This window comes from Paenibacillus sp. FJAT-27812, from assembly GCF_001273905.1.
Lineage (GTDB): Bacteria > Bacillota > Bacilli > Paenibacillales > Paenibacillaceae > Pristimantibacillus.
Genome location: NZ_LIGH01000001.1, coordinates 5,588,524 through 5,602,170, shown reverse-complemented (window position 1 = coordinate 5,602,170; position 13,647 = coordinate 5,588,524). Strand labels below are relative to the sequence as shown.

General features: G+C 45.5%; 11 protein-coding genes and 1 pseudogene. 4 read left to right on the top strand and 8 right to left on the bottom strand.

Annotated features, from left to right (window positions below; translation table 11 throughout):
• Positions 1-16 precede the first annotated feature (16 nt).
• Positions 17-844: an SDR family oxidoreductase gene (locus ADU23_RS23770; protein WP_053376012.1), complete on the top strand. Its 828-nt coding sequence runs from the start codon at positions 17-19 to the stop codon at positions 842-844.
• 108 nt (positions 845-952) lie between these two features.
• Positions 953-1,321, top strand: a pseudogene (locus ADU23_RS32335) (spore germination protein); the annotation flags it as partial.
• A gap of 127 nt (positions 1,322-1,448) precedes the next feature.
• Here the strand turns inward: ADU23_RS32335 and ADU23_RS23765 are convergent.
• Entirely contained in the window at positions 1,449-2,315 is an 867-nt protein-coding gene (locus tag ADU23_RS23765) for a pentapeptide repeat-containing protein (protein ID WP_053376011.1), read from the bottom strand.
• A gap of 14 nt (positions 2,316-2,329) precedes the next feature.
• Positions 2,330-2,659 (bottom strand): PadR family transcriptional regulator, encoded by a 330-nt coding sequence (locus tag ADU23_RS23760; protein ID WP_053376010.1) that lies wholly within the window; start codon positions 2,657-2,659, stop codon positions 2,330-2,332.
• Between the two features lie 398 nt (positions 2,660-3,057).
• Here ADU23_RS23760 and spoVB point away from each other — a divergent pair, with 398 nt between their 5' ends.
• Positions 3,058-4,608: a stage V sporulation protein B gene (spoVB, locus tag ADU23_RS23755; protein ID WP_053376009.1), complete on the top strand. Its 1,551-nt coding sequence runs from the start codon at positions 3,058-3,060 to the stop codon at positions 4,606-4,608.
• A gap of 116 nt (positions 4,609-4,724) precedes the next feature.
• Here the strand turns inward: spoVB and ppsA are convergent, their stop codons facing one another.
• From ppsA to ADU23_RS23725, 6 genes are all read right to left on the bottom strand, one after another.
• A complete protein-coding gene (gene ppsA / locus ADU23_RS23750) occupies positions 4,725-7,319 on the bottom strand; it encodes a phosphoenolpyruvate synthase (RefSeq protein ID WP_053376008.1) in 2,595 nt (864 codons plus the stop codon).
• Between the two features lie 616 nt (positions 7,320-7,935).
• On the bottom strand, positions 7,936-8,421 hold the full coding sequence (locus tag ADU23_RS32915; RefSeq protein ID WP_053376007.1) for a nitroreductase family protein: 486 nt from the start codon (positions 8,419-8,421) through the stop codon (positions 7,936-7,938).
• Between the two features lie 16 nt (positions 8,422-8,437).
• Positions 8,438-9,022 carry a nitroreductase family protein gene (locus ADU23_RS32910; protein ID WP_231637635.1) on the bottom strand — a complete coding sequence of 195 codons (585 nt, stop codon included), beginning with the start codon at positions 9,020-9,022 and terminating at the stop codon, positions 8,438-8,440.
• A gap of 10 nt (positions 9,023-9,032) precedes the next feature.
• A complete protein-coding gene (locus ADU23_RS23735; RefSeq protein ID WP_053376005.1) occupies positions 9,033-9,515 on the bottom strand; it encodes a MarR family transcriptional regulator in 483 nt (160 codons plus the stop codon).
• A gap of 258 nt (positions 9,516-9,773) precedes the next feature.
• Entirely contained in the window at positions 9,774-10,856 is a 1,083-nt protein-coding gene (locus tag ADU23_RS23730; protein WP_053376004.1) for an NAD(P)H-dependent flavin oxidoreductase, read from the bottom strand.
• A gap of 360 nt (positions 10,857-11,216) precedes the next feature.
• Positions 11,217-12,104 (bottom strand): LysR family transcriptional regulator, encoded by an 888-nt coding sequence (locus ADU23_RS23725; RefSeq protein ID WP_053376003.1) that lies wholly within the window; start codon positions 12,102-12,104, stop codon positions 11,217-11,219.
• 113 nt (positions 12,105-12,217) lie between these two features.
• On the opposite strand from ADU23_RS23725, the gene ADU23_RS23720 reads away from it, so the two are divergent.
• Entirely contained in the window at positions 12,218-13,603 is a 1,386-nt protein-coding gene (locus ADU23_RS23720) for an MFS transporter (RefSeq protein WP_053376002.1), read from the top strand.
• Positions 13,604-13,647 lie beyond the last annotated feature (44 nt).

The window sequence follows — 13,647 nt, the reverse complement described above, 5'->3', positions numbered from 1 at the left end:
GGAAGGATGTTATTCAATGTCGATTGTTATTACAGGGGCCAATGGCAAGTTAGGCAATCTAATCATCAAACAACTCCTTCAAAAAGTTCCGCCGAATCAAATCATTGCTTGCGTTCGCCGTCTCGAATCTGGAAAACCCTTTGAGGAGCAAGGGATTTCAGTCCGTCTTTGCGATTACGACCAACCCGAGTCACTTGAACATGCATTCGTAGGAGCCTCCCAGCTGGTATTGATTTCAAGCTCGCATCACGATGATACCATACGCTTACGCCAACATGCCCATGTAATGGAAGCGGCGAAAAAATCGAAAGCGGAACATATACTTTACACCAGTTTTGCATTTCCTGAGAATGGATCGAGTTCGCCCGTTCATTTGCACCTGGCAACAGAACATGCGATTCGTGCCGCGGGAATTCCCTTTACTTTTTTACGGAATGCTTTGTACACTGATTTTGTGGAAGTTCTCGATTTAAATGCGGCTATTAAGAAGGGTAAGCTTAGCATATTCCCTGGAGATTGGAAGTTTAATTCGGTGACGCGTCTTGATATCGCTGCCGCCTGCGCAGCCGTCCTATCCGAACCCGGCCATAGAAACAAAACTTACGAGTTCACAACATCCAGACCATGGACCTTTGGAGATTTGGCCGCCGCTTTATCTGATCTTTCAGGTAAGACCATCACTTTGGAACAAGACCCGCAGATCCAAAATTGGATTTACGGTTTTTTAAGCAAGATCGATACTTCATCGATCTCAAATGATCTGGAACGGATACTTGGACGCCCGGTCATAACACTCAAAGAAAGCATAAAAACATTCATTTCTATGAAAAACTTGAACGATTAGACAGGACGATCCTATCGGTAGATTTCAATGGCGTGCTAGTCCGTCACCTTCTCCATCCGTACGGAACGCCTCAGTTTTGTTCAATCTCGGCCAAGCCACCAAATTTAAATCGATAACGTGCTTGGTAGTAATTTTATTGAAGAGTTCATAGAAGATCACCCGTTCACGTTATTCCCGCAAGTCCAGAACACCGAACATCCAGATATTGTTGCGCTACCCTCATCCGCTGGTTATGAATGCTATTGGTTATAATTTCACTGTCCTTGCCTTCTATTTATGTTGCAATCACGACGTTTCATCCACAACTGTTACCTAAATTTTTTTGCTCAGCATTACATCTGCTCGTGAAGGGGGTTCCCTTTCCGGCGGTCATTGAAGCATTTTTGAAGAAATTTTTATTTGAAGGCTTACGCGAGGCTGGAATAAGAATGCCAAGGCCGGTTGGGTTCAGCAGTCAGTATCGTTGGGGCACTAATCGGATTATATGGAGTTACTATGGCATCTTTATTCCTCACCTTACGAATCCGGAGTCATTTGGAGTCCCCTATTTACGAGCCTAGGGGCCAAGGCCGGTGGTCGACTCATCTAGGAAAATGATCTATCTTTATATAACTGTAACTTTTGACAAATCGGCATCCATGCCTTTAAGGGCGGCATAGGTCAACTTATCCATCATCGCGCCATCAAAGCAGATGGTTTTGATAGCACGGTAATATTTTTTAGTCAAAGTAAAGCCAGAAATGAACGAAACATTTTTGAGTATCGCGCCTTTAAACGAAACTTCGTTGAGCGCCGACTTGTCAAACTTCACCCCGATAAAGGTCTGCCCGTCAAATCGCTGCCCTCGCAGATCCGAATATTTGAAGTCCACTCCGTTAAAGACACATCTATCAAAGATTGTTTTTCTAAGGTCGGTCATGGTTAACTTGACGTCTGTTAGCATTACATCCATGAATTTTGCTCCGTCTAGGCCCGACTTGCTGATGTTGGTACGTACAAGAATAGACTTATGGAAGCTCGAATCCGTAAGGTCATTGGCAGAAATATTGCAGTCGGTGAGGTTTGAGCAGTCGAAATTAGCTTCTCGTACATCGCTGCTCGCAAACGTGCTTCCAGTCAAGTCTGCGCCCGAAAAGTTGGATCGTCTAAGGGCGCTCCCTGAAAACTTTCCTTTATGCGCAATAACACCAGCAAAGTCACTCTTAGCTAGATTGCTTGCGCTAAAGTTTGTTACCACCTGCCGCTCCAGCGAGCGGGAGAGGTTAGCAACCTCTTGTACCGTTTGCTCGATGTCACCAATGCTATCGATGGTCATCTCGAACGCTGTCTCATCGTCCTTTCCCTCTTCTTTGAGTTCACGGAACCGCTCCTGCAGATCGTAGAGCAGATCCGTTTTTAATTCCTCGACGCTTTTCACCCCTTCGTACGGTGCGAACACACCTTTCAGATAGTTGGTCAATTTTTCATTCATAAAATGCACTCTCCTTATAATAAATTTTCAAGCACACGTTTTGCGTACTCCCAATTGTTTTTGTTTCGGGCGTAACTATCTCTGCCCTTTTCGGTTATTCTAAAGTATTTGCGCCGGCCGCCTTGCGATTCGTCACCCCAATACCACTCGATATCACCGTCCGCCTCAAGTCGCCGAACACTGGAATACATGGTAGCTTCTTTTAATTCATAATCACCGCCTGAGCGCTCTGCAATCAACTTGACAATTTCGTACCCATAGCGATCTGCTTCAGATAAGAGTCGCAATATCATCGTATCGGTATGTCCGCGCAGCAGGTCAGATGTAATTTTGTTCTCGCTCATTTAATCACCCCGCAACTGTATAATACGATATACTACTGTGACTGTCAAGGTACTTATCGAACCAAAACTCTTTTTCTGTAAAATTCGTGATCTCTCTCAAAAATAACCATCACTCGGACGTCGAATAATCATCTTCAGCCATTCAATCAAAGCTTCGGACATCCCAAAATGGAAAGATGAGCTTGTGAGAGTCAAATCCCTCCGCGCGGATGTATTGAAGTGAAAAGGCTTCAAAGGAATACTTCTTACGGAGGAGTACGGCGTGTGAATCTACCGCTAAAGCCGCGCCGTTGCCTAACCATGCTTGTTTATAAAAGAATCTGACACCAGCTCGTTCGCATGCTTTTCCGAATGTTGAATACATATTTAAGTATTATATAAACAGGAGGAAAACAGCCATGGTGCAACACGGGCAAACGTTCATGAGAGGAACGCTAGTCTTGTCTGTCGCAGCTTTCATCAACCGCATTCTCGGCTTTATCAGCGGTATGTATATTGCGCGTGTACTGGGCGCGGAGGGAATCGGCCTGTTGATGATGGCGCATCCGCTCGTCCCTCTCGTCATTACGATTACGGAGCTTGGATTGCCAGTGGCCATTTCAAAGCTGGTCGCGGAGGCAAACGCTCGAGGCGAACGATTGAAAGTGAGGCGTATCCTGCATGTGTCGCTAGCCGTCACCGGCATTTTGAGCATAGCGCTTACGTTCATTTCACTACTAGGATCCGAATGGATCGCATCCATCCTGCTGAGCGATCAACGCGCCTATTATGCGATGCTCGCGATTACGCCGATCGCTCCGATTGTCGCTGTCTCTGCGGTGTTAAAAGGATACTTCCGCGGCATGCAGCAGATGAAGACCATCGCCACCTCAGATGTGCTCGAGCATACGGTGCAAATCGCCTGTGTCCTTGCATTGGTACACCTATTGCTGCCTTACGGCATCGCGTATGCGGCTGCGGGTGCCATGGCTGCATCTGTCGTCAGCGAAGCGATCAGCCTCTTATTTCTCGTGGCAAGCTACAAACTGTACGGCGAATCAAAGATGCCGGGCGAGACATGGGCAAGCCACATGAAGCAAGGAAGAAGCACACTCGGAGAGCTGCTGCAGATCGGTTTGCCGACTACCGGGCACGGCGTTATTCATTCGTTATACAGCACCTTCCAACCGCTACTCATTACATCCAGCCTGGCACTGGCCGGCATCGGCACAGTGTTAGCCACGAAGCAATTCGGCCTGCTGGCCGGCTATGTGTTTCCGCTGCTGTTCATGCCAAGCTTTATTACGCAGTCCTTGTCCACCGCTCTTATTCCTGCGATTGGAGAGGCAGCGGCGAACAAGAACAGTCTTCTTATACATGAGAGGATGAATCAGGCGTTAAGCTTGGGACTTCTGATCGGCGCGCCGGCGACCGTCATTTTATTCGAGTGGGCAACACCACTTACGACGCTTGTATACAACGCGCCAGAAGCAGGATTGCTGCTCAAAATATTGGCGCCGGTGTTCTTTTTGCATTATTTCGACGCACCGCTGCACGCGATCCTGCTCGGTCTCGGCCGAGCGAAAGCGACACTGTGGAACTACGTGGCAGCAACGGTTTTCAAAGCTGTCTCGATCTTCGTGTTCGGCAGCCAATTCGGCATTATCGGCATTGCGTACGGCATCGGCGTCGGAATCGTCATGCAAACACTGTTAAACTTCTTTTCGATCTCAGGCTCGATCGGATTTTACTGGAGCATTCGTCCTTATATCAAGGTTGGGATCTGTATGATGCTGATGGCGATTTGCGGGCACTGGACCTTTGACTATCTAACCGTCCAAGGCTTACCGCTGTTATGGAGCGTAATCGTTTCAATTGTCTGGTCCTCGCTCATTTATTTCATTACACTCGTATTAACGGGTACGTTGAATTGGAAAAGCACGCTCCAGAGGTTCTCGATTCCGTGGTAACAATTGTTGTTTGCTTTCTACATTAATTTGAAGAATTAATTCTTATTTTGTAATTAACCATTATCAACCCCCAATCAAAATAGATTGACTTCGGGGTTGGTTGACGTATTCAGCCATTACAATATTTCGACATACCCTTCTGTTCCATGCACGCGAATTCGCTGCCCATCTTTTATCCGTTTGGTAGCATTCTCCACTCCGACAACTGCTGGCAACCCATATTCACGTGCGATAACTGCTCCATGGGTCATCAGTCCGCCAACTTCTGTGACTAGTCCTTTTATGGATACAAATAATGGTGTCCAGCCAGGGTCTGTAAAGGAGGTGACTAATATATCTCCATCATCTAGATCGGCTTTTTCCATATTTAAAATGACACGCGCTCTGCCTTCTATCACTCCAGAAGAAACAGGTAGACCTGCAATCGCATTTGCTGGCAAATTTTCTCGTTTGTACTCGCCCGCAATGATTTCACCATCAGACGTGATGACACGCGGGGGAGTTAGTTTTCCATAAAACTTGTAATCCCCTATCCGTTTCTTGATGATCTGATCATCAAGTTTGTTTGTGCGTACGACTTCGTGAAGTTCTTCAAAAGTGAGATAGTATATTTCTTCTTTGTCATGGATAACGCCAGCTTGAACGAGTTGTTCGGCTTCTTTCAGTAAAGCCTGCTTATAAACGAAGTATCGACTAACCATGCCGTATTTTGGATATTCCCTGTAGCCGATGAAATTCCGGATGATGTCGATCATTCGTTTTGCTTCTTTGGCTTTTTGTTCACCATCCGGCAATTGCTTCAATCGATCTATTAACTCTTGTTCTTTTTCCAAAGCTTCCTGGCGTCCTTGCTCAAATTTTCGATTGCCGGCATCAGGCTCAAAGTTCTTGATGTTGCCAAGAATGATGGGGACAAGTGTGATTGGTTTTTCACTCCAACGAGTTTTCGTAATATCGATTTCTCCGGTACATCGCATTCCGTATTTGCTGAGATAATCATAGATTGCGTCTTGGGTTTCCCTTCCTCCATCAAACTTAACCAGTTCATCAAGAAAGTTATCTTCTTTCGCATGCTGCAAATAAGCAATCACTTCTGGATAAGGGCGAATCACATCCGCGACATCCAATAACGCTAGACCCATTTCCGAAGTAATATTGTTGGGTACAGATTGAGAAAGTGTAAATGCTGCGTTTTTTTCGCCTAACCACTCGTTCATGTTTTCATTGATCCATGATGTAGCATTCATAGCAGCCATAAACACAGCCGAGCTTTGTGGGTCAAATAAGATTTTCTTTAATTGCTGGATATCTTCCAAAATAAAATCAAACAAATCCGTTCCCGATTTCGCTTGGATGTTTTGTTTTAACTCTTCTATCGATGCTTGACTACGCTTAATTAAATCAGAAACGATTGTCGGATCATTCCCGAATTGTGCCAGCATATCTGTAATACTTCTGGTCGGAATCGGTGCTGTTTGATCATTTGGTAACAATTTTATAAAATCCCGCTCTATTATGGTCATGAGTGCGCCTTTTATAAGCGGATCGGATCCCAGGGCATTTATTAAAGCTTCACGGCCGACAGGTGTAGCCAGCCTAGGTGCAACATCAACAAACAACCTTCCACCGGCTTTACGCATGGGTGCAGGAGTGATTAACAGGTAAAAAGACAAACCCAATGGTTTTATGGGATCGGTCATCATTTGTTGATGGCCGACAGATACATAAACGTGATTTTCTTGATCATTCGCTTCAGGGATCGGGTATAAAGTAGTGATTGGCCGACTCTGGACGATATAAAATGTATCATCTGCCAAACACCATTCGATGTCCTGAGGGTGGCCGAAATAACCTTCGATCTGTCTTCCGATGCGTGCCAGTTGTAAAATTTGTTGATCAGTAAGCGTTTGAGTCTTTTGCTGATCAGGATCGATCTGCGTGGTCACTGTTCCGCCTTCTTTTAGTCCATAGATAGCCAATTTTTTGGCTGCTATCCTCTTATTGACGATTTCCCCTTCCTGTACTTGATAACAATCGGCAGATACCAAGCCAGAGACCAGCGCTTCCCCAAGTCCAAAACTGGCATCGATTGATAGCAGCTTTCGGTTGGAAGTCATCGGATCAGCTGTAAATACAATCCCTGAAGCCTGTGGGAAAACCATCCTTTGAACGATAACGGATAAATAAACTTGACTGTGGTCAAATCCATTTTGCATACGGTAGATTACGGCGCGATCCGTAAATAGGGAAGCCCAGCATTTGCTGATATGCTGCATGATTGCTTCCTTGCCAATGATATTCAAATAGGTGTCTTGCTGACCAGCGAAAGAGGCATGTGGTAAATCTTCAGCAGTCGCGCTAGAACGCACTGCATAAGCATGCTCATCACCAAACTGGGAGAGATAGTGAGTAACTGCCTTCGCAACATCGGAAGGCATTTCTGCTTCCATAATGATTTGTCGAATCTTCCTGCTGATTTCACCAATTTGATCTCGATTTTCTGCTTTTAGCATTGTGAGACGATCCAATAAAGCATGATACGTTTCGTTTTGTTCGATGACTTTTTGGAATCCCACTGTTGTAACACAAAATCCTTCTGGAACTTGTATTCCTTCCATTTTTGATAATTCCCCTAAATTTAACCCTTTACCGCCAACGAGCAAAAGCTGCGTTTTTTCCATTTCCTGAAAACCGAGAACCAATGAACGCATTCCATATCTCTCCTAACCATTAAATTGAGAAAAACATTTGACAGGAGCTTACGGGGATGTTACAATAAAAATGTAAGATGCATCATTTATGTTTTTTTGAACTGACTAAGTCGCAATCAGATTATATCATCGTGTCTTTTCATATGCAATATACAAGAACCTGATCGAACTACTCAGGTTCTTTTTTATTTTTCCGCTATCATTAGTCATATCAAAAACCATGGTTCAAGCCGAGCTCCGTCACTTCATTAGCCTTTTATAACCGGCGGATGAAAGTGAAAGATGATTTTGAGCAGCTGGGATTACTCCCTGCAGCATGAAAATGAAGATCGCAAAAAATAGAGCTAAAAACGTGCTCAACGAGATCCAGGTTAATGTTTTTAAAATCAAGCTCTCCTACCGGCTTCCCGTGATAAGCGATTCGGATTCCGGCATCGCCGCAGCATTCGCAGGAAAAAACGGCACTTCCCACCGCCATACCTTACTCACTTGTTATCCGTTAGTTGAAGATTGCTTCAACTGTTTTGGTCAAGAAACCTATATCCCTAAAACAAAAAAACCGCGATTTACGCGGTTCATAATATATATGTTCTTGTCCTCTGATACGCGCATCGCCCTACAGCAGCTCGAACCGCAGTTGGATCTCAGAAGCCTCAGATTTCCCTTCAGAGTGAGCCTCGCTGTACCCCAATTCCAATACCGCAGCGATACGCTCGTTGCTCAGTACCCCAAAAGTTTCTGCACGGCTTCGGTCATACATCCAGTCATGCAGGGTGCAGTGCATACCGAGGCCCTGCTCGTAGGCTAGCAAACGGAAATTTTGGATCAGGCAGTTGACGGCTGCAAAGTCCTCGTCCTGCTTATAGCCGTCTGCCTCTTCCCTCATCACTACTAGCAAATAGGCTGGAGCGGGTTCTTGCAACCCTTGCAAGTTTCCCCCATGCAGGTTGTCAGCAAAAATAAACCGCCATGGCTCACGGAGCCCATCGTTCGGCGCCCATACGGCATGATTAAGGAGCTCCAGTATCAGCTGCTGCGGCACCGGGCGATCTAAAAAATGTATCGGTTTGTTCATTTCTTCGCACAAGTCGGATAATTTCATTTTTACAGCCTCCCCTTTATGTGGCATATCCCTGAAATACGGTCCACTTCTGCTCGGCCGGCGTTCTTTTGCGGCTCTTAGGTGCTTTGTCGTAGTACCCTAAATGGAGAATGCCGACGAATCTTTCATCCTCACGCAAACCAATTCCTTTGAAGAAACCCTCATGCTGAATCATGGACTCCGTATCCCATAGCATGCCTAAGCCGCGTTCCCAGCCCAGCAACTGAAAGCTTTGCATCATCGCGCAGACGGCCGAATAATTACGGTCGTCGCTCAGACGGTCCGGACCAACAGTGGACATGACAATTACATGGCCGGGAATATCGGTGAATCTCTTTTTAAATACATCCGCTAGTTTTCCCGGAATCAGCTTTCCGAGCTTGCTCTGGGATATCTGTGCAAACATATAATCGACTAGCCGTTTGTTTGCTTCGGGAGTGCCGGAATAGACTACGCGCCAAGATCCAGCGTCTATGGACGGTTGCAGCCGGGCTGCGCTGCTGAGTAATTCAACTACCAGCTCTTGTTCCACCGGTTTGGAATTACATTTTCGGATACTTCTGCGTTCCCTGATCAACTGAGTCAAATTCAACCCCTTCACCTCCTTTGGTTCATCTGGATTCGATGTCAATACTAGCATCCTGAAGAAATTTATGGATGACCTTCAATTCCACTTCCGAATATTTGTCCAAAAAACGGTAGAAGCGTTCAGCTTCAAGCTCATGAAGGCGTTCATGCAGATCGAAGATTTTTTTTCCTTGCTGCGACAACCGGAAATAACTTTCCTTCTTGTTGTCATTCATTTGCGTCCGTTTGACGAACCCTTCCTCCAATAGCTTGTTGCCGATCTTGGTAATACTCGCCTTAGACAAATTCATTGCCTCAGCAATCCCCGAATTGTTAATCGGCTCATGCCGACCGATGCAATCAATCATATGAACCGCGGTCAAATTCAGGGGGAAATTCTCGAAGGCTTCCCTTTGGGCGATACTGAGAAAATGTTCGATTTCCTTGTCCTTATGATCCTCATAGACATGAAAAAACCGGATATACTGCTCATATAGCAGCTGTTTGGTTCGTTCTTCTGTGCTCATCCTTCAACCGCCCTTTGTTTACATGTAAATAATAAAAATCGCTTAAAATAATAGAACATAATCGGGAAATTAAAATCATATTGTTAACTTGTTAACAATATATCACAGATGATACTGATTATCAACTTTGTCCGTGCACCGTGGAGTCTTGACGAATCTTTTCTCGGCGGCATTGTTCCTTTATTGAGTCAAATGGGCACTTTGAATTAAAAAATAGCAGTCCAATAGGATTGGACTGCTACTAATAAAAACGTTCAATTAATGTGGTTGAACAATTTTTTGCGCCTGATCGATCGTTTCCTGAATGATAGACTCCGCGCTTTGGCCAGATGTTAGCATCCGCAGGCCTTGTCCTGCCCACAAAGACATAAATTCGGGATTATTTTGTTTAGCTGAAGCATTTCTAATATCTCGTGTCGCTGTATTTTGAGTAGGAAACGGAAGAGGCTCTAACCCGCTTTTGTCCCAGCGTTTGATAAATTCGTTTGTTACCCCTCTGGCGGGACGACCCGAAAACACATGGGTAATAACCGTACTTTCCTCCGTACTAGCGAGCAGTTTTTGCTGATATGCGGCATGGGCTCCAGATTCTTTCGCTGTTAGGAAGCGTGTCCCCATCTGAACCCCCTGTGCGCCAAGTGCAAGTGCAGCGACCAGACCGCGCCCATCCATAATCCCGCCAGCCGCGATTACGGGAATACGAACTCGATCTACAATTTGCGGCACTAAGGCCATCGTGCCGATATTAGCGCCCATTGGACGATCGGATATATCAAATGTCCCGCGGTGCCCTCCAGCTTCGCTGCCCTGAGCCACAATGGCGTCACATCCGGCCTGTTCGGCAATAATCGCTTCATCAACTGTAGTCACCATAGTGACAACTTGCATACCTGCAGCTTTGGATTGCTCCATCATAGGTTTGGGAAGAACACCAAATGCGGTGCTGATAACCGGTACATTTTCTTCCAGTACAACGGAGAATTGCTGCTCGAATAAATCCGGTGTCCGTAAGGCTTCTCCCTTTGTGTGTGGCAATCCCAATATGTCTCTCATAGCGTTGAGTTCTCGTTGAGCTTCTTCGATTCTCGTATTGTCGTCAGGAGTGCGTGTAGCAAATAGATTCACGCCGAAGGGTGCACTCGTTAACTCGCGAATTTCCCGAATCGAGTTTCGAAGCGTTTCTGGATCCATGTAGGCAGCTCCCAGCGTCCCAAGCCCGCCGGCATTGGATACGGACGCAGCTAACGCTGCTGTTCCGGGTCCACCCGCCATGCCCGCCAAGAAAATCGGGTAACGAATGTTAAATATTTGGCAAAGATCAGTCGAAAGCTTCATCGTCATTGTTCACCTCTTTTTACTCATTCATATAGATAACTGCGATTTTTTCAATCTGCAATGTATGCGTAGCTGAATCCGTTATAGCCAAATTGCTGATCAATCGCTTGAGCCGTATGTAAGATCAGCTCAGAAATATTTCTTGGTATGGTCATGTTGTCATTCTACCTTTTAGTAGATAGCATGTCAAACCTGCTGTATCGTTAGCTTTTTCTGAACCAGCGAATACAGAAGCTCTATGAACGTGTGAAAGAATCGGCAATTGGCTACTGACAAGAGTCTTTACCGATAAAAAGAAAGCCCGCATTAACTGCGGGTAAATTACAAAACATGCTCTCGTTATCCGATATTTGTTATTTAATCTGATTAGATGGTCTGTTCGGACATCGCTCCAAAATATTCTACTACGACCTCTCGGAATTCCAGTGCAGCCCGCGATATGTACCGACTTCTATGCCATAACAAAGCTATCTCCCGTACCAATTCGTGATTCTCTACTTGGAGATATTTGATCTGTTCCCGTGAATTTCTTGCCGTGCTTGGTATGAAGGCTATGCCAATTTCGGCTTCCACAAGAGCGCTGAGCCTTGCAGGCTCATCCCCCTCATACACATAATTAGGTACAAATCCAACCGATTTGCATACAGAATCAATTAAATCGCGAGTACCATAGCCGCTCTTCACACCGACAAACCATTCATCCTTTAGCTCTGCCAAGGATACGCTGCTTCGCTCTGCCAGCCGATGCCCCTTTGGAACGGCTACAAGGATGGGGTCGATAAACACGATTTCACATTCAATGTCATCCCCTGCTATAGGAGGTGAGGACAAGCAAAAATCAACCTCTCCTCGATCAAGAAGCGTAACCATTTCCTGCAAAGTCAGCATTTGCACATGAAAATGGATATAAGGACGCTTTTTCCGAAACACTCGAAGAATGTTAGGTAGTGTGCTTGCGGTAGTCACCGCTAATTCGAGTGTGCCATGCTCGGGACTGGACAAATCGCTTAGCTCCTGTTTCCCCTGTTCCAATTCAAACAAAGCCCTCTCTGCACGGCGAAGGAATCTGCTTCCAAACTCATTCAACCGCAGCTTCCTCCCTATTCGATCGAATAAAGGGACCCCTAGATCCTCCTCCAAGCGTTGTATCGTTTTGCTTAGTGACGATTGTGTAACATGCAGATTTCGTGCAGCTACGGTCACATGCTCCAAACGAGCTACCGCGAGAAAATATTGCAGTTGAAGAAGTTCCATTTCACTGCCTCCATTCATTCCTTCAAGTCAATGAAATCATAACATAAAATGCGTTGGAATAAATAAAGGGATTCAAGTACGATGACATTAATACGTTTTGGGGGGACAAAAAAATGAGTGCTCGCAGCTGGTGGTTAATGATTTCAGTAGGTCTTGGGATACTATTGAACCCATTAAATTCTTCGATGGTTTCCGTTGCTATTCCAAGACTGCAAAATGGGTTCCAACTTGACTTTACGGGTGTTTCTTGGATTATTTTTTCATTCTACATTGCAAGCAGCATCGCTCAGCCTGTCATGGGAAAAGCAAGCGATTTATTCGGTCGTAGGAAAATATTTCTTACGGGGCTTGTTGTAGCCTTCATTGCGTCTTTATTAGCTCCATTATCACCAAACTTCGGGTGGCTCATCGTGTTCCGTATCGTGCAATCCATCGGCACGAGCATGATGGTCGGAGTTGGAATGGCTATCGTTCGCATTCATATTACGGAGAAACAAGCGACTGCGCTGTCTGTTTTGTCCATTTTTCTATCGGGAGCGGCAGCAATTGGTCCCTTTATAGGCGGGGTTTTGATTCATTGGTGGAATTGGCCTGCTATCTTTTTCGTCAATATTCCGTTCGTAGTGGCTAGCTTTCTCTTATGTTGGAGGACGATACCTAAGGACGAACCGCCGACATCCGGTGTGCGCAACATGTCCTTTCGCATGTGGTTTAATTTGATTGATGCAACAGGGATCCTTCTCTTCGCAGTGGGTCTGGTTGCCTTGTTCGTTGGAGTGCTCTCCGCAAAATCAGCTGGGCATATCTCCTTAGTAAATATCATTGTCGGGCTGATAGGCGTTGCTTCCCTGGGGGCATTCGTACGACACGAGTTAAAAACGGCGTCACCCTTTATTCCTTTACGCACTTTAGCCAAATATCCCGCCATGATTTGGGTTAATGTGGAATTCATGCTCGTTAACGTCCTTTATTACTCGCTCTTTTTCGGGCTTCCGTCCTACTTGCAGACGGTACGTCATGTCAGCGAATTCCAAACCGGGATTCTCATGCTAAACTTAGGCTTGTGCTCGCTAATTGCTTCTCCAATAGCCGGACGATGGATCGATAAATCAGGACCCCGACCAGCATTGCTGGTATCTGCAATTCTGATGACATTTGGTTCAGTTTGGCTCGTGACATTTAATCAAACTTCACCGGTTATTAGCGTGTGTTTGGCTTTGGCTGCATTCGGTATAAGCAACGGATTGAACAATGTAGGCATGCAAGCAACCTTGTTCCAAAGTTCCCCAAAAGCAATCATCGGTGTTGCATCAGGATTATTTAATACATCGAGATATCTGGGAACCATACTCTCTTCCTTGCTGATCGGTATCGTAATGGGAGGTAAGTTCAGCTTCGAGGGATTTCAAGTGCTAGGGATTATCCTCACGGTTATTGCATTGTCTTTGGTATTCATGAGTCGGCGGCACCGGGATTCAGGGCAATTGCAGAAGTCGTAAGTTCGCCAAGATCAAATCTACAATCTCTTTTCATTCATTTAAAA